General features: G+C 56.6%; 19 protein-coding genes. 7 read left to right on the top strand and 12 right to left on the bottom strand.

From position 1 onward, the window contains the following. The 3 genes from ACO0LO_RS27825 to ACO0LO_RS27815 form a co-directional block, all read left to right on the top strand. Positions 1-347, top strand: a 347-nt coding sequence (locus ACO0LO_RS27825; RefSeq protein WP_422969592.1) for an ExbD/TolR family protein, incomplete at its 5' end; no start/stop codon positions are given. Positions 348-564: 217 nt separating this feature from the next. Continuing rightward, positions 565-1005 (top strand): ExbD/TolR family protein, encoded by a 441-nt coding sequence (locus ACO0LO_RS27820; RefSeq protein ID WP_422969591.1) that lies wholly within the window; start codon positions 565-567, stop codon positions 1003-1005. A 224-nt stretch (positions 1006-1229) separates the two neighbouring features. Further along, positions 1230-2477 (top strand): tetratricopeptide repeat protein, encoded by a 1248-nt coding sequence (locus tag ACO0LO_RS27815; protein ID WP_422969589.1) that lies wholly within the window; start codon positions 1230-1232, stop codon positions 2475-2477. Positions 2478-2631: 154 nt separating this feature from the next. Here ACO0LO_RS27815 and ACO0LO_RS27810 read toward each other — a convergent pair whose 3' ends face one another. After that, positions 2632-4212, bottom strand: a complete 1581-nt coding sequence (locus ACO0LO_RS27810; RefSeq protein ID WP_422969587.1) for a transglycosylase SLT domain-containing protein — start codon at positions 4210-4212, stop codon at positions 2632-2634. Between the two features lie 290 nt (positions 4213-4502). After that, complete coding sequence (locus tag ACO0LO_RS27805; protein WP_422969585.1) at positions 4503-9710, bottom strand: diguanylate cyclase; 5208 nt, start codon at positions 9708-9710, stop codon at positions 4503-4505. Between the two features lie 326 nt (positions 9711-10036). On the opposite strand from ACO0LO_RS27805, the gene ACO0LO_RS27800 reads away from it, so the two are divergent. Continuing rightward, positions 10037-11956 carry a lipoxygenase family protein gene (locus tag ACO0LO_RS27800; protein WP_422969583.1) on the top strand — a complete coding sequence of 640 codons (1920 nt, stop codon included), beginning with the start codon at positions 10037-10039 and terminating at the stop codon, positions 11954-11956. Between the two features lie 62 nt (positions 11957-12018). On the opposite strand, the gene cydX is transcribed toward ACO0LO_RS27800, so the two are convergent. Genes cydX through ACO0LO_RS27775 form a run of 5 tightly spaced genes read right to left on the bottom strand, consistent with a single transcriptional unit; the run spans position 12019 to position 15883 of the window. After that, entirely contained in the window at positions 12019-12174 is a 156-nt protein-coding gene (cydX, locus tag ACO0LO_RS27795; RefSeq protein WP_422969581.1) for a cytochrome bd-I oxidase subunit CydX, read from the bottom strand. A gap of 33 nt (positions 12175-12207) precedes the next feature. Next, complete coding sequence (cydB, locus tag ACO0LO_RS27790; protein ID WP_422969579.1) at positions 12208-13350, bottom strand: cytochrome d ubiquinol oxidase subunit II; 1143 nt, start codon at positions 13348-13350, stop codon at positions 12208-12210. Further along, on the bottom strand, positions 13347-14945 hold the full coding sequence (locus ACO0LO_RS27785; RefSeq protein WP_422969577.1) for a cytochrome ubiquinol oxidase subunit I: 1599 nt from the start codon (positions 14943-14945) through the stop codon (positions 13347-13349). Before ACO0LO_RS27785 ends, cydB begins: the two co-directional genes overlap by 4 nt. Beyond that, entirely contained in the window at positions 14942-15256 is a 315-nt protein-coding gene (gene cydP, locus ACO0LO_RS27780; protein ID WP_422969575.1) for a cytochrome oxidase putative small subunit CydP, read from the bottom strand. Before cydP ends, ACO0LO_RS27785 begins: the two co-directional genes overlap by 4 nt. 12 nt (positions 15257-15268) lie before the next feature. Beyond that, a complete protein-coding gene (locus ACO0LO_RS27775; protein WP_422969573.1) occupies positions 15269-15883 on the bottom strand; it encodes a GbsR/MarR family transcriptional regulator in 615 nt (204 codons plus the stop codon). A 292-nt stretch (positions 15884-16175) separates the two neighbouring features. Here ACO0LO_RS27775 and ACO0LO_RS27770 point away from each other — a divergent pair, with 292 nt between their 5' ends. Beyond that, entirely contained in the window at positions 16176-16658 is a 483-nt protein-coding gene (locus tag ACO0LO_RS27770) for a DUF2214 family protein (protein ID WP_422969571.1), read from the top strand. 11 nt (positions 16659-16669) lie between these two features. Here the strand turns inward: ACO0LO_RS27770 and ACO0LO_RS27765 are convergent, their stop codons facing one another. The 4 genes from ACO0LO_RS27765 to ACO0LO_RS27750 all read right to left on the bottom strand — a co-directional run bounded on the left by ACO0LO_RS27765 (position 16670) and on the right by ACO0LO_RS27750 (position 19494). Continuing rightward, complete coding sequence (locus ACO0LO_RS27765) at positions 16670-17149, bottom strand: GNAT family N-acetyltransferase (RefSeq protein ID WP_422969569.1); 480 nt, start codon at positions 17147-17149, stop codon at positions 16670-16672. Positions 17150-17271: 122 nt separating this feature from the next. Continuing rightward, the gene (locus tag ACO0LO_RS27760) at positions 17272-18063 is read right to left on the bottom strand and encodes a LytR/AlgR family response regulator transcription factor (RefSeq protein ID WP_422969567.1); all 792 of its coding nucleotides are present in this window, start codon (positions 18061-18063) and stop codon (positions 17272-17274) included. A gap of 19 nt (positions 18064-18082) precedes the next feature. Further along, positions 18083-19204, bottom strand: coding sequence for a sensor histidine kinase (locus tag ACO0LO_RS27755; RefSeq protein WP_422969565.1), 1122 nt, complete (start codon positions 19202-19204; stop codon positions 18083-18085). Positions 19205-19236: 32 nt separating this feature from the next. Then, positions 19237-19494, bottom strand: coding sequence for a 2TM domain-containing protein (locus tag ACO0LO_RS27750; RefSeq protein ID WP_422969563.1), 258 nt, complete (start codon positions 19492-19494; stop codon positions 19237-19239). A gap of 276 nt (positions 19495-19770) precedes the next feature. On the opposite strand from ACO0LO_RS27750, the gene ACO0LO_RS27745 reads away from it, so the two are divergent. Beyond that, a complete protein-coding gene (locus tag ACO0LO_RS27745) occupies positions 19771-21603 on the top strand; it encodes a M2 family metallopeptidase (protein ID WP_422969561.1) in 1833 nt (610 codons plus the stop codon). Between the two features lie 77 nt (positions 21604-21680). Here ACO0LO_RS27745 and ACO0LO_RS27740 read toward each other — a convergent pair whose 3' ends face one another. Beyond that, positions 21681-22910, bottom strand: a complete 1230-nt coding sequence (locus tag ACO0LO_RS27740) for a CaiB/BaiF CoA transferase family protein (RefSeq protein ID WP_422969559.1) — start codon at positions 22908-22910, stop codon at positions 21681-21683. Between the two features lie 99 nt (positions 22911-23009). Here ACO0LO_RS27740 and ugpQ point away from each other — a divergent pair, with 99 nt between their 5' ends. Beyond that, on the top strand, positions 23010-23777 hold the full coding sequence (gene ugpQ, locus ACO0LO_RS27735) for a glycerophosphodiester phosphodiesterase (protein ID WP_422969557.1): 768 nt from the start codon (positions 23010-23012) through the stop codon (positions 23775-23777). The last annotated feature ends 94 nt before the right edge of the window (positions 23778-23871 follow it).

Below are 23871 nucleotides of genomic sequence, written 5' to 3'. Positions count from 1 at the left end.
TGGTCCTGCTGATCATCTTCCTGATCACCATCCCCGTTGTGACACACACGGTCCCGGTCAAACTGCCGTCTGAAACCAATCAGCCGTACAAGACCAAACCGGAAAACATCAACCTGGCCATCGACAAAGAAGGCCAGATATTCTGGAACGAAGGCCTGGTGCCGGATACCCCGGCGCTGCTGGAAAAGCTCAAGAAGATCGCGGTCATGGTACCGCAGCCCGAACTGCATATACGGGGTGACCAAAACACCCAGTATAAATATGTCGGCAAAGTCATCCTGACAGCCCAGCGGGCAGGCATCGCCAAGGTCGCGTTTGTGACCGAACCGCCACCGCGCGGCGGTTAAATCGGCGAAACCAAAAGCCCTTCTCCCGCGTGCGGGAGAAGGGTGGGGATGAGGGGCGTTGCGCTCCTGTAGAGATAGTGAAATAGGTATTTACATTGCAGGCCGAGATGAGTGAACGCCGATGTGAAAATGATTCTGCATCAACTCAAGCCCCCTCATCCCGGCCTTCTCCCGCACGCGGGAGAAGGGGCAAACCTCACAACATAAAGGAACCCACATGGGAATGAATATAGGCTCAGGCGGAGGCAGCTCCGCCGATCCGGAACCGATGATAGAGATGAACATGACGCCGCTGATCGACGTCATGCTCGTACTGATCATCATGCTGATCATCACCATCCCGATCCAGAACCACGCCGTCAACCTCAACATGCCGACCAGCAGCCCTGCCAAGCCGCTGACGGACCCGGTAGTGGTGACGATCGACGTCGACTTCGACGGCACGGTACTGTGGAACGGCGTCGCCTTGAGCGGCGGCCGTGCAGAACTGGAAACCAAGCTGCGCGAAGTCGCCGCACAGCCAGACCAGCCCGAAGTGCACCTGAAGCCCAACAAGCTGGTGGCGTACAAGTCGGTGGCAGCGGTGATGGCCTCGGCCCAGCGTCTGGGTGTGACCAAGATCGGCATGATCGGCAACGAGCAGTTTATCAACGATTAATTCATTAATCTTGCGATTGCTGGTGCTAGAATCTGAACTACGATAAAAAGAATGGCAGGGTTATCCCTGCCATTTTTCATGTACACGAGATGTGCAATCCGGGAGCCGGACTGGGCGCCATTCCATCACCGAGTTTTTATCAAATTGAATGGAACTTGGTATACACTCCGCATCACCTGTATTGAATCCACAATTCATTAAATTTGTTGATTGAGAGATCAAATATGAAGCAATTTCGACTGTCGCGCTTGGCTGTGCTGCTCGCTGTTATCGGCCTGAGCTCTGTTCCTGAACTGACCGGCTTTGTCGGCAACACTGCCTATGCACAAGAAGCGATGCGCCCGGAAATCGGCAAGCACGTGCAAGCTGCCGGCGAACTGTTCAAAGCCAAGAAATACAAGGAAGCGCTGGCCAGATTGCGCGAGACCGACAATATCAGCGGCAAAAATGCCAATGAAAACTTCACTATCGAACGCATGCGCGCAGCGGTTGCATCTGCTGCAGGCGATAACGATGCAGCAATCCGCGCGTACGAAGCGGTGCTGGCAACCAACAAGCTGACCGGTCCGGATCACCTGACCTACCTGAAAGCATTGGCAGGCGCTTATTACAAAGCGGGCAACTACGCCAAGACAGTGCAAACGATCACACGCTTTAACGCCGATGGCGGCAGCGACCCGGCGATGCGCCCCTTCTTGATCCAGTCCCTGTACATGAGCGGCGACTATGGCCGCACCTTGAAAGAAGTGCAATCCGATCTGGCGGCTGAAGAAAAAGCAGGCCGCACGCCAAGCGAAACCAGCCTGCAACTGTATGCGAATGCCGCATTGAAGCAAAACGACAAGGCAGGTTATGTCGGCGCGCTGGAAAAACTGCTGACTTATTACCCGAAGAAGGAGTTGTGGGCTGACATGCTGAACCGCCTGCCCGGCAAACCTGGCTTCTCCGAGCGTCTGTCGCTGGATCTGTATCGTCTGAAACTGGCGGTAGGCCAACTGACCAAGACCAACGATTTCATGGAAATGTCGCAGTTGTCCCTGCAAGCCGGATACCCGACAGAAGCCATCAAGGTGATCGACCAGGGCTACAAGACAAATGCACTGGGCACCGGCACTGAAGCCGAACGCCACAAGCGCCTGCGCGACCTGGCCAATAAAAACCTGGCTGAAAGCAATAAAGGCCTGGCAGCTGCCGAAGCGGACGCCGAGCAAAGCAAGGATGGCTCCGGCCTGGTCAACCTCGGCTACCTGTACGTCGTCAATGGACAGGCAGACAAGGGCCTGCCGATGATGGAAAAAGGTATTGCCAAGGATAATATCAAATATCCGGAAGATGCCAAACTGCACCTGGGCATTGCCTACCTGCAGGCGGGCAAAAAAGCCAATGCCATCAAGACCTTCAAGTCGGTTCAAGGTAAAGATGGCGCGGCAGATCTGGCCCGTTACTGGATCATCTACGCCAACCAGAAATAAATTGGCATAGGCCTGTTTCTCTCCTCTAGCCAGCCTGCCCTGCGGGTTTGGCTGGAGTGAATAGATGCAATACGAGCATAAAAAAATGGCGCAGATTCAATCTGCGCCATTTTGCTTTTATCCGGCCTGGCCGGATGGTTCGCCGGATTGTGCGTTACCCGTGCCGTTTCTTCGGCGCTTTTGCACTGGCCAGCATGATCTTGCCAGGAGCTGCTTTGCGCCCGTTGGAGGCATTGGCGCTACGTTGCCCCACTTTGCCGGCGCCTGCAGTATGTGCTGCGACATGGACCTGTTTACCCCTGGCTGCAGCCACGTATGGCAAATGAATCTGCAAAGTCTGGCCGGCTGCAATATTGTCGCGCTTCAGGTCATTCCAATCCTTTAGCTGAGCCACGCTGACCTTGTAGCGTCTGGCAACCGAATTCAGGTTGTCGTGTTTGCCGACCCTGAAACTGACCTGGCGTCCCGGAGGCGGATTTTTCTCGATGATCAGCTGCGCCTTCTCTGCAATCTCCATCGAGATATCCTGGTCCGGCGCCTTGGAAGACTTGGGAATCAGCAGCGTGGAGCCGGCCTTGACGAGCATCTTCGCAGGGATCAGGTTTACTTCACGTATCAGCTCAGGCTTCAGGCCCAGCCGGCTGGCCAGCGACTCCACTCTTTCAGTCTTGCCAACGACATGGGTAGACCAGCTGGACAGAGGGCCTTGCCATTTGCTCAGGTTTTCTTTGAACAGCTCGGCATTTTCCATCGGTAGCAAAATCTTGGTGCTGCTGTCACCGGTAATCACAGGGCGGTTGAACTGCGGGTTCAGTGCATTGAATTCACTGACAGACAGTTCCGCCAGCTTGGCTGCCACCCTGACATCGATATCCCTGGTTTTCTCAATGGAGACGAAATAGGGCTGGTTATCCAGTTTGGGCAGCACGATGCCGTATTGCTCTGGATGTCCGATGATATTTTTTACTGCCTGCAGCTTCGGCAGGTAGTTTTTGGTTTCGTTCGGCATCAATGCCGACAGGCTTTCAAAGTCTATCGGCAGGCCGAGCGCCTGCTGTTTCTTGACGGCGCGCTGCACTGAGCCTTCGCCCCAGTTATAGGCTGCCAGCGCCAGCTGCCAGTCGCCGAACATGCCGTGCAGCCTTTCCAGATAGGTCAGTGCTGCATCGGTCGAGTCGACCACGCCGCGCCTGTCATCCTTGAACATATTCTGTTTCAGGTTGAAGTCACGCCCGGTCGCTGCCATGAACTGCCACATGCCAGAGGCCTTGGCAGTCGACATCGCTTGCGGATTGAAGGCGGATTCTATAAACGGCAACAGCGCCAGTTCCGTCGGCATGCCGCGTTTTTCCAACTCTTCGACCACATGGTACAGATAGCGCGAGCCGCGCTCCACGGTCCTTTGTATGTAGTCAGCGCGCGAGCTATACCAGTTCAGCTGGTTTGCCACCAGCTGGTTATCCAGGTCGGGAATCGCATAGCCGTTACGGATCCGTGCCCAAAGGTCGACTTCCGGCACAGGCGCGGCATCGGTGGCGGGCGTTTCCGGGAGGGGATTTTCGGGTGAATCCGGCATTGCTTCTACCGGGATCAGAGGGGTTTTGAGACTTGCTGCGCTGCCTGGATTTTCCAGTGCATATAAATCACTTTCTCCTGCATGGCTTAGCTGGGGGCTGGCCCACACCAGCAATACGGAAGCCAGGGCAAGAGATAGTCGATGTCGGAATGGTTTCATAGGCGATAATTTGTCCAGGCATGCTGACATGTGATTTGGGGGAGGGCAAGCCCGAGGGATGGGCCCATGAAGGCCCGGCTGCACCCGCAAATCAGATGCCGGCACACTCAATCGGGTCGACTCTGGGATTTAAAGGATCGTGTGAGTGTACGCAAGGCGCAATTGCTGCGTCAAGGGAAATGTCCGCAATGTTACAAGAAAATTTTGTTTGAAAATAAGGGCTTACACGTGACGGGCTGTAAATCGGGCAGGCCCGCAGGCGCCTTGGCGGCCTGCTTGATGTTAATGCCTTACCATTGCTTGAGCAGCGCCACGTCCTTGCTGCTGACCATCTGCAGCTCTTCATCCTGGCTGGCCAGTGACGCCTTGTGCATCAGCCGCTGGAAAGCATTGTCGATGCGAGTCTGCTCGGTGCCGAAGTAGCCTACCCAGGCATTGCGTCCGCTGCGCTTGGCGGCATACAGCGCCTGGTCGGCAAGTTCCACCACTTGCGACCATGACAGCAGGCGCGGGGTCGCCGGCAGGAAAGGGTAGCAGGCAAAGCCTACCGAGCAAGTCCTGGCCAATTTGGCATCGTCTGCCAGTTCAAACTCCCTGCCGGAGATTGCATGGCGGATGCGCTCCGCAATCGTCGCCGCGTCGGAACGGCTGGTCGAGCGTGCCACAACCAGAAACTCCTCGCCGCCCCAGCGCGTGAGGAAATCCGATTCCCTGAAGACCTCTTCCAACCGCTCCCGTATCTGCACCAGCACCCTGTCGCCGGCCGCATGGCCATATTGGTCGTTGACGGCCTTGAAGTGGTCCAGATCCACCATGTAGAAGATCAGGTCCATGTCTTCCGGCTGCAACTCGGAGCCATTGTTCAGCCACTCCTCGTAGCGGCGCGCGGTGATGGCAATATCGACATCCAGCTGCTGCTGCAAAAAGCGCCGGTTGCGCAGGCCGGTCAGCTGGTCCGTCAGGCTGACGTCTTCCAATGCCTTGTAAGCCCGCTCCAGCTCCAGATTTTGTCTGACAACTTCGGCTGTGCGCTCACGTATTGTCTGCTCCAGCTGGTCCTGGTGCTGCTGCAATGCGAGTTCGGCACGCTTGCGGTCGTTGTTCTCTTCTTTCAGGTTATGGTACAGGCTGGCGTTTTCCAGAGAAATCGCTGCCTGGGACGCCAGCAGCTCCAGCACTGCAATGCGTTCCGGCGTGAAGACACCCGGCGTCAGCTTGTTTTCCAGGTACAGCACGCCGGCCATTTTTCCCTGTTTCAGCAACGGCAGGCACAGCACCGAGCGGGGTTGCGACTCGAATAAATACGCATCGCCGGAAAACTGGTTGGTCAGGCAGGCATCATCCAGCAGCACCTTTTCCTGCGTGCGGATCACGTACTGGAACACGGTCTCAGGCGCCAGCTGCGTAGTTGTCGGTGCGCGCAGGAAGTTGACTTCCGCGCCATTGGCCAGTGTATTGGCCTCGGCTTCGATGCGATAACCCTGCTCATGCGGCAGCATCAGCAGACCGCGTTCGGCGCCAGCATTTTCAATGACGATCTGCAACAGTGACTTGATCAGCTGTTCCAGTTCGATAACGCCGGATACAGCCTGTGAAGCCTTGACCACGCTCATCATATCCAGGTTCTCCAGCCGGGCGTCATACGCCATTGCGCTGGCGGGTACTGCCTGCGCATCCAGCCAGGGGTACTCGCTGTCCAGCTGATTGACCTTGCCCAATGCACCCCATTTCAGGAAGCAATAGCGCGCCTCGCGCAGATAATTGGTGGCGACGCGTTCAAACCCCTGGCTCAGGTAGAATTTGGCCGCCAGCTCATTGGCAATGCCTTCTGCCTGCATGAATCCATGTTCCCTGGACAGCTTGATGGCATCGTCGTAAGCGTGCATGGCATCGAGCTCCCGGCCTTCGATGCGCGCAATTTCCGCCAGCACCAGCGTATACCGGTTCAGGAAATTTTCCGGACAGTCTTCCGCCAGTTTTTTCAGCATTGCCGTGCGCGTCAGCAACTGCTCTTTATACTCGTGCTGGCGCGCGCCGGCACCCGGGTACAGCGCGGCAAGCGTCAGCGCATGGTAAAAATAGTGGCTGGCCTCGATCAGCGTCAGCCTGACGTAATGCAAATGCTGGGCTGCCTGCGCGGCAGACTCCAGCGCTTCTTCGTAGTGGCCGAAAGTATATTGCGTTACCTGTTTCAGCATATGGAAGCGAGGGATGCCGCTGCCGTAGCCGGCCCTGGTAATGGCGACCAGTGCCTCGCTCTCGCTGAAGCCGTCGTCGTTCAGGCTGGACTCATCGTTGGTCAGCCCTTTCATGCAGGCGACGAACTGTTCGCTCAGCCTCACGATTTCGGTGACGACGTCGTAATGGCTCTGGCGCGTAAAGGCGATATATTTCTTGATGCTTTTCAACGCATCGTCCAGCGGCTCATTCTTTTCTATGACCATCAGCGCGATGGCGCTGGCAGCATGGTTGGCAAACAGCAGGTTGCCGGTTTCCAGGCAGGAGACGAAGGCATTTTCCAATACGGGTACGCCGCTGGCGATGCTGCGCTGCCAGCAGTGGATGATTGCCCCCTGGTTAAACAGCAGCCGGCCCTTGCGCTTGCTATCCTTGAATTTGTCGTTCAGCAGCAGCGCCAGTTCAGAAAACTTGATGGCCGCGGAAACCTCGCCTATCGATGCGGACAGGATGGCATACGAAGAGTAGGCAAAACAGGCCGCTTCGGTATTGCCGTGGCGGAGCACAAAATTCAGTGTCGTCAATATCACCAGCGGGTAGATCTTCGGGCTGGAGTTCCATACAGAGGGCGCCATCTCGGTCAACAATTCCAAAATCACGCGGGTTTCTATATCGTGGATCAACGGAAGGTTGACGAGTTCGGCAATATCGCGTCCGTTCAGGCTGCTGTCCAGCAGCTTCTTTTCCCTCTGCACGGCGGCGGGAATGTCTTCATCCGATTTCGGAAAGTCCACGCCAAACATGCTCAGGGCTTGCCGCGACACCTCGGTGGCACTGTCGAAATGCCCGGAAATCTGGTGCAGCGTCAGCTGCAGAATGTAGAGCTTGGCCTTGTCCAGGCTGGAACCTGCATGTGCAAAAATCAGGTCAAACAACTGATTGGCCTGATCGTAATGAGCCGTCAGGTATTCGCACTCGGACAGCGCAAAATAAATCGCGAATGTGTCCTCGTAATTGTATTGCCACGCGTCGTCCGGTAGCAGTGCGATTGCCTGTATCAGGTAGCCGCGCGCGGAAGCATAGGCAATGGAGTCCTTGGCCTTGCGGCCGGCCAGCAGGTTCAGGAAGCATAGCCGGTCTTTTTCCTGCTGGTCTGTGATCAGTTCCATGCCGCGGTTCAGGTGGTTGACGATGCTGAACACGTCTTCTTCAATCGCTTCGGCCGACATGGTCGACAGCAGCAGCCTGCCTATCTGCAGATGCAGCTGCGGCAGGCTTTGCGGCGACACCAGCGAATACGCTGCCTCCTGCACCCTGTCATGCTGGAAGCGGTAGTAGTTGTCGTTGCGTATCAGCAGCCCCATGCGTACCGCGTGCCACAGGTCGGTATGAGTTTCTTCCTCGGTCTTGTCGGCCATCCGCGCGACGGTTTCCACATTGGCGGTGTTGCCCAGGCAGGCCAGGTATTGAAAAGCATCCTGCGTGGCTTCCGGCAGGCGTTGCAGCTTGCCTATCATCAGGTCCACGACGTTATCCGACAAATCCCTGGCGCGGATGCGGTCTATGTCCCAGGTCCAGTTGGCGGTAATGGCATCGAAGGCCAGCAGGCGCTGTTCCGCCAGGCTGGTCAGAAACTGTATCGTGAAGAAGGGATTGCCCTCGGTCTTTTCATATACCAACTGGCTCAGCGTCGCCGTCACCTTGACGTCGCAGCGCAGCGTATCGGCCACCAGTCTGGCGACGTCGCCTTCCTGCAAGGGCGCCAGTACGACTTCGTGCACGCTGGCCTTGCTTTTCTGGATGGTATCCTTGGTCAGCATCAGCGGATGCGCCGCGGTGACTTCATTGTCACGGTAGGCGCCGATGAACAGCACGTGCCTGACTTCGCTATGCGTCATCAGGTGTTCCAGCAATTTCAGGCTGGCCGGGTCTATCCATTGCAGATCATCGAGGAAGATGATCAGCGGCCGCTCCGCCATGGCAAAGGTGCCCAGGAACTGGCGGAATACCGTCTGGAAGCGGTTCAGTGCTTCATCCGGCGCCAGTTCTATCGTAGCAGCCTGCTCGCCGATCACGAAGCGCAGCTCGGGGATCAGGTCCACCATCAGTTGGCCGTTGTTGCCGACGGCTTTCAGGATAGCCTGCCGCCAGATCAGCAGTTCCCGCTCAGACTGGCTCAGCAATTGCCGTATCAGGCTTTGCAGCGCCTGTGCCAGCGTTGCATAAGGGATGTCACGCTTGTACTGGTCGAACTTGCCGGAAACGAATACCGCCCTCGGCTGTATGATGGACTTGTGCAGTTCGTTGACCAGCGAGGATTTGCCTATGCCGGAATAGCCTGATACCAGCACCAGTTCCGGGTTGGTGTTGACGACCACACGCGCCGCCGCATCCAGCAATACCTTCTTTTGCACCTCGCGGCCATACAGGGTTTCCGGAATCATCAGCCTGCGCGAAGCGTCGCGCGTGCCCAGCACGAATGGCGCAATAAAGGATTTCTCGGACCATTGCTCCATGCAGCGCGACAGGTCGGCCATGACGCCGGCCGCCGTCTGGTAGCGCATTTCCGCTGTCTTCGCCAGCAGCTTCATGATGATCGCCGACAGCATTTCCGGAATGTCCGGCCTCAGCCTGGAAGGCGGCGTAGGCTGGCGCGCGATGTGGCAATGCACCCAGCCCATGGGGTCGGAAGCGGTGAAGGGTAGGCTGCCGGTCAGCATTTCGTAAAAAGTGACACCCAGCGCATACAGGTCGCTGCGGGAATCTATCGAACGGTTCATCCGCCCGGTCTGCTCCGGCGCCATATACGCAAAAGTGCCGGCAATCACTTCCATCGGCAGAGGTGCCTGCTGTTCGCGCGGCACGCGCGATGCGATGCCGAAGCCCGTGATGCGGCAATTGCCGCTGGCTGCATCGATCAGGATGTTGGCAGGTTTAATGTCTTTGTGGATGATGTCCTGCTGATGCAAACGCCCCAGAGAAGCGCAAATACCCACGGCTATCCGCAAGAACAGCGGCAGTTCTATCGCTCGACCCAGCAACTGGTCCAGCGATTGGCCGCCGGCATCGTCCAGGATCAAGCTTGTCTTGCCGTCGGTATTAATCAGGTCGAGAGGTTGCGCTGCCCAGCTGGGGTCAAGCTCATTACGCAGATTGTATTCGTGCTGCAGGCGCAGCAAAATGGCCGTGGTCGGATGTTCGGCCGCAGGCTGAACGATCAATACTGGTTTTTGATCCCCACTCCTTTGGCCGCGCAGGACGATAAATTCGCCATTCTTGCGCAGTTTCTGAATCAGGGAATATCCCTCAAGCTTTAACATCCAATTGCCTTGTCTCTACCTGGTATCGGCCCGCGCATTCTCTGTCGGAGTGTTATTGCAGGCAAATTTAATGATTGGTTCTTTACTGGTCTTCAAGTGTTGCTGCTACGAATAAGGTTCTATCCAGGCACGTGATTGAAGCGTTGAATTTTTCTTTTCAACAACGTCTAAGTATGCCGGTTTTCCCGCTGTCTTTGCATTTTTATGCGCAGTTTTTTTAACAGGTGCGTGTCTAAAATAGTTTCTCTGCCGAATTTCATAGTATTCTTGCCACGTTTAAGCTTGTCGATTGACGCGTTGTCTGTTCCACCAACTGAGGAATACTCATGCTAGCAGAATCATCACGCCGTAGTCCCAGCCTTCCGCAAAATGATAGCCCTGCGCAGCAACAAAAGCGCGCAAAACAACTATTAGATGCCAAAGGGAAATATATCTGGAACGACCAAGTGGTCAATCTGGTCGGTGTTCCCATGAGTGCGACGGTGCCGGAAACAGATCAGCCTACGCTGGAATGGAAGGTGCTGATCCTCGAAGCCCTGGTCAAGGTGGGAGAAAATCTGCTGGCCATCAAGGTCAATGACGAGCTGGGATGGTTCGGTAAAAAGCTGCCTATCCAGAACAGGCTGGAGTCTGTCAAAAACCTGGTTGAAAAGGCAAAAAACACTACGCAGGACGGACTTGAGTCGTCCTTCGCACGGGTGGCGCTGATGGCGGAGATAGCGATTGCGTTTGGTGAAATAAAGCTGGAAGAAGCAAAGCTATTGCACGAATCGGCACAGTTGCATGAAACGGCGCAAGCCAGCGCACCCGACCTGCAAGATTACAACAACCTGTTCAAGGCCATTGCGATCCCGCAAATCTCAACTTCTTTCCAGAACGATCAGGTATTCGCACGCCTGCGCGTGGCCGGCCCCAATCCCATGCTGCTGAAAGGTATTGCCAGCCTGCCGGACCGATTCCCCGTCAGCGAGTTGCAATACCAGCAAGTCATGGGCAATGCAGACAGCCTGGCGAAGGCCGGCAGCGAAGGTCGGCTCTACCTGCTGGATTTTTCCGAGCTGAATTATCTGGTGGAAAATCCCGGCCTGTATAAGGGCAAACCCAAATATGTGTATGCGCCATTCGCCTTGTTTGCCGTGCCGGTGGCCGGACAATCATTGACGCCGGTTGCGATACAGTGCGGGCAGGACCCCGCCAAATTTCCTGTTTTCCTGAAACCTGCGATATCGGATGCGAGTGCGCAATGGGGCTGGGAAATGGCAAAGATGGTCGTGCAGACCGCCGATACCAACTACCTTGAATTATTCGTGCATCTGGCGCGTACCCATTTGCTGATGGAGGCATTTGCCATGGCTACATATCGCTGTCTGGCGCCTGAGCATCCATTGCATGTGCTGCTGCTGCCGCATTTTGAGGGCACGCTGTCCATCAACGACAAGGCTGCTTCCACCTTGCTGGCGCCGGATTCCATCAATGACCATCTGTTCGGCACGCCGGTCCAGTGCACACAGAAGGCTGCCGGCGCAGACAGGCTGGCTTATGACTTTTACCAGAACATGCTGCCGGCAGAACTTGCCGCGCGCAACGTGGGCAACGCCGTGCATTTGCCGGATTACCCATACCGTGACGATGCCTTGCTGGCATGGGGAGCGATCCATCAATGGGTAACGGAGTATGTCAGCATCTATTACAGCAGCGATGCCCAGGTGGTCGGCGATACCGAACTGGCAGCATGGACCGCGAGCCTGATGGCGGAGAACGAAGGCAGCGTCAAGGGTTTCAAATCCATTGCCGACCGCGCCCAGTTGGTTGAAGTGTTGACGATGGTGATATTTACTGCAAGCGCGCAGCATTCGGCCGCCAATTTCCCGCAAAAGGGCATGATGATGTACGCGCCCATGTTCTCCGGCGCAGGCTGGACACAGGTGCCGGAAGCCGGCAAGGAATATACGCAGCGCGACTGGCTGGCAATGCTGCCGTCGCTGCCGCTGGGCATAGAGCAGATCAACCTGCTGAGCGTGCTGGGCTCCATCTACTACCGCCGGCTGGGCGACTACCGCAGCAACTACTTCCCTTACCCCGAATGGTTTGAAGACCACAACATCACCGGCAGCGACGGACCGCTGGCACGCTTCAAGAATGCGTTGCTGGAAGTTGAAGCGACTATCAATGCGCGCAATCTGCGCAGGCCGGCGCCATATCCCTACCTGCTGCCTAGCCAGATAGCGCAAAGCATCACTATCTGATTAGTGGGAGATGCAATACAAGGATGGCGGCTGCGGCCGCCATCTTTTTTTTCTGTTTCTTCTTACTGTTCGGCTTTCAGTTTTGCCTGTTCAAATCTTTCGCGTGTCGTATCTTCATCGCGCGCGCCGAAGGCATAATTCGCTTCCAGCCACATTACGTTGATAATGCCGAAAGCCAACGCCAGGCCTACGCCCAATATCCAGGTAAAGTACCACATGGTTTTCTCCGTTCCGGTTAGTTGGCAATTGCCTCAGTAGGCCGAATGCTCATTGTCGTGGATATGCTGCAGTGTCACCTTGCCGCGCATCACGCGATAGACCCAGCCGGTATACAGCATGACGACCGGCATCAGCAGCACGACGACCCAGAACATGATGCCCAGTGTGCGGTGGCTGGATACGGCATCCCAAGCCGTCAGGCTGCTGTTCGGGTCCAGCGAGGACGGCATGATGAAAGGGAACATCGCGCTGCCTGCAGTCAGGATAATACCGGCTACCGCAGTGCCGCTGGCAATGAAGGCCGGCAATGACTTGCGCATGCCGGAGAACAGCAGGCAGGCTGCTGCTGCAGCTATCGTGCCGGCCGGTACCAGCCACAATGCCGGCCATAGTGCATAGTTGCCCATCCAGCCGCCCATTACTTTTTCCACCGTTTTTGCCGGAGGCATGAAGGCGGACGCCGCGGCTGGCATGCTGGTAATGCGGTAGCCTTCAATGCCAGTCGCAATCCAGATGCCTGCCGCGATAAAGCAGATGAGTGTGAGTGCAGCGGCGATCATTGCCGCTTTGCGTGCGCGCCTGGCGACTTCATCCTCCGTCTTCACCTGCAGGAAGCTGGCGCCGTGCATGGCCAGCATGGCAACGCTCAGAACTCCGGACAGCAGCCCGAACGGGCTCAGCAGGCCGAAGAAATTGCCGAAATAGGTGACTCGCATTGTCATATCGTAGTTAAACGGCGTGCCCAGCAGCAGGTTGCCGAAAGCGACGCCGAAAATCAGCGGCGGAACGAAGCCGCCGATAAACAAGCCCCAGTCCCAGGCAGTGCGCCATGTCGGATTCTGCAGCTTGCTGCGGTAATCGAAGCCCACCGGGCGGAAAAACAGCGCAAACAGCAGCAGCAGGATGGCGACATAAAAGCCGGAAAATGCCGTGCCGTAGACCAGCGGCCATGCCGCAAAAGTGCCCGCGCCGGCCGTGACCAGCCAGGTCTGGTTGCCTTCCCAGGTAGGGCCGACGGAATTGAGCATGACCCGCCTTTCCATGTCCGTCTTGCCGACAAAGGGCAGCAGCATGCCCACGCCCATGTCGAAACCGTCGGTCAGCGCAAAGCCGATGATGAGAAAGCCGACAAACCCCCACCAGATAATTTTTAACACTTCATAGTCGAAGATCATGACAGCGCTCCTGTGGTGGCCGAAGCAGGCATGGTTGCGGCGCCGGCTTTCTCAAAATGGTAGTTGCCGGTGTGCAGGCTGCTCGGCCCTTGCCTGACGTACTTGACCATCAGCGTCATCTCTATGACCAATAGCACGGTATAGAAGCCAATGAAACCGGCCAGGCTGAAATACAGGCTGGAAGGGGTCAGGCTGGACGCCGACAAATGCGTGGGCAACACGCCCGAAATGGTCCACGGCTGGCGGCCGAATTCCGCTGTGAACCAGCCCAGCTCGGCAGCGATCCACGGTAGCGGAATGCTGATGACTGCCAGCTTAAGCAGCCAGCGTCGCGTCGCCAGTTGCTTGCGGATCAGGAAGTAGAAAGACAGCGAAAAGATGAGCAGGAACAGCATGCCCAGCGCCACCATCAGCCGGAAAGACCAGAATACCGGCCATACCTTGGGAATTGTGTCGTTCACTGCCATGCGTATCTGCTCCGGCGTTGCATCAACGACCTTGTCGGTATATTTTTTCAGCAGCAGGCCAAAACCCAGGTCACCCTTCAGCTTGTTGAACTCTGCGTGGGCTTCCGGCGATTTGTCGCCTGACTTCAGTTTCAGCAGCGCCGCGTAAGCCAGCATGCCGTTACGTATGCGGACCTCATGGTCTTTTTTCAGATCCTTGATGCCTTTGACTTCGGTATCGGTGGAGCGCGTTGCGATCAGGCCGAGCACGTAGGGTATCTTGACGGCGTAATCGGTGCGTTCTTCCTTGTCGTTCGGCAGGCCGAATACCGTGATGCCCGCCGGCGCCGGTTCGGTATTCCATTCCGCCTCTATCGCCGCCAGCTTCACTTTGTTGACTTCGCCGGCGGTATAGCCGGACTCATCGCCGAGCACGATCACCGACAGGGTGGACGCCAGGCCGAAGCCGGCTGCAACGGCAAAGGAGCGCAGCGCAAACGAGGTATCGCGTGCCTTCAGCAGGTAGAAAGCGGAAATACCGAGCACGAACATCGATGCCGTCACATAGCCGGCCGCCACCGTATGCACGAACTTGACCTGGGCAACCGGGTTGAAGATGACGTCCTGCATGTTGACCAGCTCCATGCGCATGGTCTCGAAGTTGAATTCCGCGCCCACCGGGTTGTTCATCCAGCCGTTGGCGATCAGTATCCACAGCGCCGACAGGTTGGAGCCCAGCGCCACCAGGAAGGTCACGCCCAGATGCTGGACCTTGGACAGCCGCGGCCAGCCGAAAAAGAACAGGCCGACAAACGTGGACTCCAGGAAGAAGGCCATCATGCCTTCAATGGCCAGCGGCACGCCGAAGATGTCGCCCACGTAATGCGAGTAATAAGCCCAGTTGGTGCCGAACTGGAACTCCAGCGTAAGCCCGGTTGTCACGCCCATCGCAAAATTGATGCCGAACAGCTTGCCCCAGAACTTGGTCATGTCGCGGTAGATTTCCTTGCCTGTCATCACATACACCGATTCCATGATGACCAATACCCAAGACAGCCCCAGGGTGAGCGGAACAAACAGAAAGTGATACATCGCGGTGGCTGCAAATTGCAGCCGCGACAGGGCGACGACTTCATCGATTGAGGTCATGGAAGAAAGCCTTTGTCAGTAGTTTTGGAAACCGGGGAGGGCGCATCTGTCGCGGCGGGAGATACCCGTGGGACAGTCGGCATCGTCGAAGGGTTTTGCGCCAGCAGATGTTGCTCGACTTGCGGGAGCGGCAAGCGCATTTTTTTTGCCTGCGGATGGGAGAAAAAGAATTTCCACAGCATCGTCAGGATCACCGCCTTCACGATCAGCGCCAGCGTAATTTCCAGCGCCAGAGGCAACCGTGTGAAGCGGCGCGGCCACCAGCGGGGAGAGGCAGGCGGTGGTGAAAATTCTTCCAGTTGCATGGGCATCTGCTGAATCTCCTAGGAAAGCTCGCTATCATCCTGCTGGTCGAGAACGTCCTGCCTGCCGTCTTTATCCGTGCTGCCGCTGAAGCGGAACTTGTCTCGTACATCCAGCAGTTTCTTGACCTTGGAACCCATTTTCATCAGAGACGCAAGGGTTTCGGGTGACAGGCGCTGCACATCGTCGAACCAGGAGCTGGACAGCTCTATCAGGTCGTACATCTCGCGCATGCGCTCCTGGGCCACGCGGTCAGTCTCGCTGGCGGGATTTTCCAACAGCGCATCGCGCAGCATGGACAAGGTCGGCTCCACTTCCCGCCGGCGGCGCTCTTCGAGCAGAGCCTTGAAAATGTCCCAGATATCCTTGGGCGGCTCAAAGTATTCGCGGCGGTCGCCGGGTTTGTGCAGCAGCTTTACCAGCCGCCATGATTGCAATTCCTTTAAGCCCATACTGACATTGGAGCGTGAAAAAGACAAGGCCTCGGCAATCTCGTCAGCGTTCAGCGGCTTGGACTGCACGTATAACAGGGCGTAAATCTGGCCGACGGTGCGATTAATGCCCCAGCGGCTGCCCATCTCTCCAAAATGCAGGATGAAGCGCTGCGTCAGCGGACTAAGTTGTGGATTCGTCATTTACTTGATTTATTGAATTTTCAGGAATTACTGAAATTATAGGATATTCAGGATTTCATGGCCAGAAAAATTCAGTCTCATGCTTTTTATGTAGCGAAATAGATAAACTGCCGTTTTAATATAGGCAGAGACGAGGCTTTATTCCAGCCTGAGGAGCCGCCAGCTGTGTATATGACGGCTTCGTCGCATCGCTGCAGTTCCGCTGGCGCCGTATTCGGCGGTGCTCGCTGCGTGGAATGTGTATTCCATCGCATTTCACTGCGGCGCCGGAACGGTCTCAGGCAATATGCGCATGGAACATAAACAGGGAGAGTCGAACGTGAATGCCTTCATCGCTTTTTTGCATCATCTGGCGTTTATTGCCATCATGGTGAGCCTGTCCGCTGAAATGCTGTTGCTGGCGGAGCCGTTGAGCCTGCAGTCCGCGAGAAAAATCCAGAAGCTGGATGCGGCATACGGTCTGGCTGCCGGGCTGATCCTGGTGCTGGGTTTGCTACGTGTGATGCATTTTGAAAAAGGCCCGCAATACTATTTGCATAGCGGCCCCTTCATCGCAAAGATGACATTGTTCATCGTGGCGGGGCTGGTATCGATTTACCCCACCGTGGTCTTTATCAAATGGGGCAAGTCCCTGAAGCAGGGGGTAGTGCCCGATGTCAGCACGCAGCAACGGCGCAGGCTGCGCGGCATCATCCATCTGGAGTTGACGTTGCTGGCGCTGGTCATTCTTGCCGCGGCAATGATGGCCAAGGGCATAGGCTACTTTGGAGCCTAGTCTTTTTCTTGTTACTCAGTGTGGCCGGCGTTTCGCACCATATCGATGTGCTGGATGTCGTCTTCCAGGTAGATGTCGGTCACGGTCCTGAAGCCGAATGAACCGTAAAATTTTTCCAGGTAGGCTTGCGCGCCTATGCGTATCGCCTGGTCCGGATACATGCGCTCCAGGTGCCTGATCCCTTCCGCGATCAGCGTCTTGCCTGCGCCGCCGCCGCGAAAATTTTTAGTCGTAATGACGCGCCCCAGTGAAGGTTCCACAAACTTGATGCCCGGAGCAACGATACGCAGATAGGCCGCGACGACGTTGTCGCCGCCCCAACCGATCACATGATCCGCATCCAGATCCAGGCCATCCATTTCCTGGAAAACGCAATTCTGCTCGACAACAAAAACTTCCGAGCGGGCGGAGAATATCGCGTACTGCTGTGCCGCGGACAGTTCGGTCAGGCGGGCGCATTGCCAGGTGATGCCGGCGTTGTTGTTTTGCATGGTGTTCAGGTAGGGTAAATGGTTTGCCGATAGCGGGTGCCGGCTTGATGTTTAAGCATCTCAAGGTGTGGCGACCCAGCCGGCAATTATGCCTGAAAGTGTTACCGATGAATGGATTCCGGCTACATTTGCCTGAACAGGTGCGCATAGACGCGGCTGACATGCAGCACATCATCCGACCCCCGCAGCTTCAGCGTCAGCTTGCCGGTCTCGTCGCGGATAGCCACCTGTACCTGCCGCGTGTTGACGACGGTGCTGCGGTGTATCTGCCAGAACAGCTTGCTGTCCAGTTGCGGCAGCAGGTCTTTCAGGCTGGTGCGTATCAGCGATGAATGCTCTGCGGTAACGACATTGATGTATTTGTCGGTCGCCTCGAAATACAGCACATCGGCAACCGGTATCATGCGGATCTGGTTGCCGACCGCGGCGCGTATCACTTCCAGGCGTTCCGTTTCAGCTGCGGCCTGCGGCATCAGGCTGCGCAACTGCCCGACTACCCGTTCCAGCTCGCTGGAGCGTTCCTGGCTATTGTCCAGCCTGGCTTTCAGCCGGCCGACAGTCTTGGCCAGGCGCTCGTCGCTAATCGGTTTCAGCACATAGTCAGAGGCAGAATGCTCAAAGGCCTGAATGGCATATTCGTCATATGCGGTGACGAACACAATCAGGGGAAAAGCCGGACCTTCCGGCCATTCTTCCGCCAGTTCCTGGGCCACTTCCAGCCCGGTTTTTCCGGGCATCTTGATGTCCAGGAACAATATGTCAGGCTGCTGTGCCAGCGCTTCCTGCACTGCGGCCACGCCGTTTTCTACCACGCCGCAAATTTGCAGCTCCGGCCACAGGCGGCCAAGCGCCTGCAGCAAGGCATAGGAAAGTATGGATTCGTCCTCTGCCACCAGGGCGCGTATCTGTGCCATTTATCGTCATCCGGTAAGTTTAGTCATTCGCCAGCGGCAGGCTGAGGCGTGCAACGACGCCGGCCGGTTGGTTCGCTTGCAGCGTAAAAGAGGCGTCGGGGCCGTATATTGCCAAAATCCGGTCACTGACATTGGCATTTCCAAGATGGCTACCGGCAGCAGCGTCGCGGTTAAGCTGGCGCTCCGCATGATCGAACGGCAAGCCCAGTCCGGTATCGGCAACTTCCAGCAATAAAATGCCGTCCTTGCGCCGCGCCGTCACAACGATGCTGCCGCCTTCCATCTTCGGTTCTACACCATGCTTGATCGCATTTTCTACAAGAGGCTGCAACAGCATCGGGGGAATCTTCAGCGCCTGCAATTCGGCAGGCAGATCCAACGTATAGCTCAGCCGTTTTCCCATGCGTATCGACATCAGTTCCAGGTAAGCCTTCATCAAGGTAAATTCTTGCGACAGGCTGGTCTGGTCCGCGCGGGATGAGCTGAGCGTGGCGCGCAGGTACTGAATCAGCTGGTCCAGCATGTGCTGCGCGCGGACCTGGTCTATGCCGATCAGGGTTTGCAGGTTGGCCAGCGTGTTGAAAAGCATATGCGGTTCTATCTGTGCCTGCAGCAGTTGCAGCTGCGCTTGCATTGCCTGTTTTTCTATGGCGGCGGTGCGCGCTTTTTCGGCCTCGGCTGTTGCCGTCAGTTCAGCCATTTTTCCCCTGTTCCAGAAGAAGCCAGTCGTTACGAGACAAGCAACCAAGGTAAAGATCAGGGTTCCCATGCCGAACTGCGCGTGGTAGGAAGTGAAAGTGCGCAATGGATAACCGTAAATCAGGGAGCCAAGGTTGACGCCGACATACATTGCAACCGGCGCCGCCGCCATGCAAAGCACGTAATACGCAGGGCGGGACACCCGGCGTTCGCCCCAGATCAGGAAGGCGCCGCCATTGATGAGCAGAAAGGCGGTATTACCTATGCACATCGAAAAAACAAAATTCTCCAGCAGACCACCGCCATACCGCAACAGGTAGGTCAGCATGAAGCCGCAGAGAGCATTGATTGCCGTTACCGTAATGAAGTCGTTGCGCAGCTTGATCAGGAAGGCGCGCGAGCGAAAAAGTTCCAGCAGTTTTGTTTTTGTTAAATGGTTCATGCAGTCGATGCGATCTTTTTTGAGTAAACCGTTTATTTGTTTAATTCATGCTGAATCATACGTTGTTTCCAGCTGTTTCCCGGAGCATGTGCGATAACCGACAGCGCATGGAAGACCAGCCCTATGCCCCAGCCGAACAGGGGAAAGGCAGACCAGCTGAAGCGACCCAGTTGCATGTTCAGCAGCATCAGGCCGGCGTTGACCAAGACAAAAACGGCGGCATGGGTCATCAGGCCGATTTTACGTTCCACCTGGCGTTTTGCCTGTTCATAAGTGACGGTAGTTTGCATGATTTCCTCGCGATAGGGTGAATGAAGATGACTGAATTATCTATGCCGTAGCCGTATGGCGACAGCGGAAAGCGATGAGCCAGCGCTTTTATGGCGTGAAATCGACGGAATTTGGCGCCGGCTGCGCTCAGGTGTCGCAAACAGGGAATATTTGCTGATATATTTGACGGGTTTTGCGCAGACCGATAGTCATGCCGTAAGCCATGTGCTGAGCTAAATCGCTACCGCGCCCGCCGCAATAAAACAGACCGATAAATAGAGTGGAGAGAGAAGAGAATGTCACACCGAATATTCAGCAAGCAATTCATGTTGCCGCTGGCTGCTGCAATTGCCGCGGCAATGCCATTGCTGGCGCCGGCAGCTACGGACGGCAAACAAGGCGCGCCCACGGTAGCGGAAGCGGAAAAATTCATCGCTGCGGCGGAGCAGCGGCTGGAAAAGCTGGGCATCAACGCCGGACGTGCATCCTGGGTATATGAAACACACATTACCGACGATACTGAAACGATGGCCGCGCAGGCCAGCGAACAGTCGTTGACGGCTGCCAGTGAAATTGCCTTGCAGGCCCGCCGCTACAACAAGCTGAAACTGCCCGCCGACAGCGCGCGCAAACTGAAACTGCTGCAACTGAGCCTGGTACTGTCGCAGGCCGCCGACCGCGAAGCCTACACCCGTCTTGGCACGACGCTGGCCGGCGAATACGGCAAAGCCAAATATTGCAGCAAGCCGAGCGATGCTTCTTCCTGCCTGGATCTGGGGCAGCTGGAAGACATCATGGCAAACAGCCGCGATCCCGCCAAACTCAAGGATGCGTGGATAGGCTGGCACAAGCAGGCGATCAATTACAAAGACAGCTATGTGAAGTACGTTGCCCTGTCCAACAAGGGCGCGCATGAGATGGGCTATGCGGATACCGGCACCTTGTGGCGCGCGCAATACGATATGCCGCCGGAAGCCTTTGCCGCAGAAACCGAACGCCTGTGGCAGCAGGTCAAGCCGCTGTACGACTCCCTGCACCTGTATGTACGCCTGAAACTGCGCCAGACCTACGGCCCGGACGTGGTGCCGAAAGAAGGGCCGATACCGGCCCACCTGTTCGGCAATATGTGGAGCCAGACCTGGGATAACCTGTACCCCATCCTCAAGCCGCAGGGGCAGGACACGTCGCTGGATGTTGGCGCAGTACTGAAAGAGCACAAGATAGATGCGGTGCAAATGACCAAATTTGCCGAAGGATTCTACACGTCGCTGGGCATGGAAAAATTGCCGCCGTCCTTCTATGCCAATTCCATGCTGGTCAAGCCGCGCGACAGGGAAGTGGTGTGCCATGCATCCGCCTGGGATATCGATACTGCGACCGATGTGCGCATCAAGATGTGCATCAACCCGACGACAGAAGATTTTTCCACCATCCATCATGAGTTGGGCCACATCTATTACGACCTGGCCTACCGCAAGCAGCCTCCTTTATTCAAGAACGGCGCCAATGACGGTTTCCATGAAGCGATAGGCGATACCATCACGCTGTCGATGACGCCGGAATACTTGAAGAAGATAGGCCTGCTCAATGAAGTGCCCGATCCCTCGCAAGATATAGGTGTGCTGCTGCACAAGGCATTGGAGAAAGTCGCCTTCCTGCCATTCGGCTACCTGGTGGACCAGTGGCGCTGGCAGGTGTACTCCGGCAAGGTCGATCCCAAGGATTACGATAAGGTATGGTGGGAACTACGTGAAAAATACCAGGGCATCAAGCGCCCGGCGCCGATGGAAGACAATGGCTTCGATGCTGGCGCCAAATACCATGTGCCTGCCGATACACCCTATGCCCGCTACTTCGTCGCACACATCCTGCAATTTCAGTTCCATCGCGCGCTGTGCCGTGAAGCCGGCTACACCGGCCCGCTGAACCGCTGCTCCATTTTTGAGAACATGCAGGCCGGCGCCAAATACCAGGCCATGCTTTCCCTGGGCCGGAGCCGCCCTTGGCCGGAGGCGCTGAAACAGGTGTCTGGCGAAGACAAGATGGATGCTTCCGCCATCCTTGATTATTTTGCGCCGCTGAAGGTATGGCTGGATGCGCAGAACAAGGAATTGGCCAAGCTGCCTTAAGCTTTTCGTCTTAAGCTTTTCTTTCTGCCGGAAATCGGCGGGCTGCGCGCCCGCCGTTTTTTTTTTGCTGCTGGCGCCTAAATGATATTCCGGGCGCGCAAGTTGGCCAGCCTGTCTTCATCGTAGCCTAGCAGGCTGCCCAGTACCTGCGAAGTGTGCTGTCCCAGCAAGGGCGGCGCGCTCAGCGCCTGGGCCGGCGTGGCGGACATCTTCATCGGACTGCCTACCAGCCTGACCTTGCCAGCGCTGGGGTGCGGCAGGCTCACCAGCATGTCGCGCGCCAGTACTTGGGGGTTGTCGAATACTTCATCCAGATTGTTGATGGGGCCGCAGGGCACACCGGCGGCTTCCAGCGCATCTATCCATTCCTGCTTGGTCTTTTGCTTGACCATGTCCACCAGCAGAGGCACCAGTTGGTCGCGGTGCTGCACGCGGCGCGGGTTGGTGAAGTACAGCGGATCGTCGGCCAGTTCAGGGCGGCCTCCGGCCTGCACGAACTTGGTGTACTGGCTGTCGTTGCCCGCTGCCACGATGATGTGGCCGTCGGATGTCGCAAAGGTCTGGTAGGGCACGATATTGGGGTGTGCATTGCCCCAGCGTTTTGGCGCTACGCCGCTGGCCAGGTAGTTGGTGTTCATATTCGCCAGCATCGCTACCTGCACGTCCAGCAGCGCCATATCGATATACTGGCCTTCGCCGGTCCTGTCCCTGTGGCTCAGCGCAGCCATCACGGCGACGGTGGCGTACATGCCGGTCATCAGGTCGGCAATCGCCACACCGGCTTTTTGTGGCCCACCGCCGGGAAGTTCGTCGCGCTCGCCGGTCAACGACATGAAGCCGCCCATGCCCTGCACGATAAAGTCGTAGCCGGCGCGATGCGCATACGGCCCGGTCTGGCCGAAACCGGTGATGGAGCAATAAATCAGCTCGGGCTTCAATTCCTTCAGCGACTCGTAGTCCAGCCCGTATTTTTTCAGCTGGCCGACTTTGTAGTTCTCCAGCACCACGTCGGACTGCAAAGCCAGCTCGCGGACGATCTGCTGGCCTTCTTCGCTGGCAATGTCCACGGTAATGGCCTGCTTGCCGCGGTTGGCTGCCAGGTAGTAGGCCGCCTCGCCGGTATTGTCACCGGCCTCGTCGCGCAGGAAGGGTGGGCCCCAGCTGCGGGTATCGTCGCCGGTCAAGGGACGCTCCACCTTGATGACTTCCGCGCCGAGGTCGGCCAGGTTTTGCGCGCACCAGGGGCCGGCGAGCACGCGCGTCAGATCGAGCACGCGAATATGGCCTAAGGCTGTTTTGTTCTGCATCTTCGATTATCCTATGTTGACTTCTTTATACTTCGTCCAGTTGTTGCTGGTGTTAATTCTTGTTCTTTTTTGTTATTCATTCTTGCAAAGGTGATCTGCATGTGGCCCTATCCCAAAGTGGTCGCCCATCGTGGCGGCGGCACGCTTGCTCCTGAAAACACGCTGGCAGCGATGCAGTGCGGCCTGGACCGCGGCTTCCGCGCGGTCGAATTCGATGTCATGTTATCAAAGGATGGCATACCTGTGCTGATGCATGATCCTGATTTTGGCCGCACGGTGCCCGGACCGGGCAATGTGGCGCAGACGTTGGCCGCCGATTTGCTGAGGTTGGACGCCGGCAGCTGGTTCAGTACTGCCTATGCAGGTGAGAATGTACCCACTTATGAGATGGTGGCGCTGTTCTGCCAGCAAAACGGTATCTGGATGAATGTGGAAATCAAACCGGTGCCGGGCTATGAGGTAGAAACCGGCAAGGCCGTGGCTCGGCTGACGCGGCAATTATTCAGCGCCGCGTTGCCGGCCAACCCGTCGCTGATGCAGGCGCTCCCCTTGTTTTCTTCATTTTCCTTCGAGGCCTTGCTGAGTGCAAAAGAGCATGCACCCGATATTCCACGGGGATTCCTGACCGATACCATCCAGCCGGACTGGCAACAAAAGCTGCAACAACTAAACGCTGTCGCGCTGCACACCAACCATAAACATCTGACTCCGGAGCTGGCTAGTGCGGTGAAACAGGCCGGTTACGGCCTGTTCTGCTATACCGTGAACCAGCCGGACAGGGCCAGGGAAATTATGGAATGGGGAGTCGATGCGTTTTGCACTGACAGGATAGATCTGATCGCCGCCAATTTCGTGGATTTACCGTAAATGAGGGCAATAAGCAGGGCGCGGCCCCTGGCCCCGTCCGGAAACCCCGCGTTGTCCGCCGGACAGCGTGGTTTTGTGTTTTATGGGCCAAATT

The sequence above is a fragment of the Undibacterium sp. TJN25 genome, assembly GCF_049339885.1.
Classification (GTDB): Bacteria; Pseudomonadota; Gammaproteobacteria; order Burkholderiales; family Burkholderiaceae_D; genus Undibacterium.
This window is presented reverse-complemented; position numbering and strand designations above follow the sequence as displayed.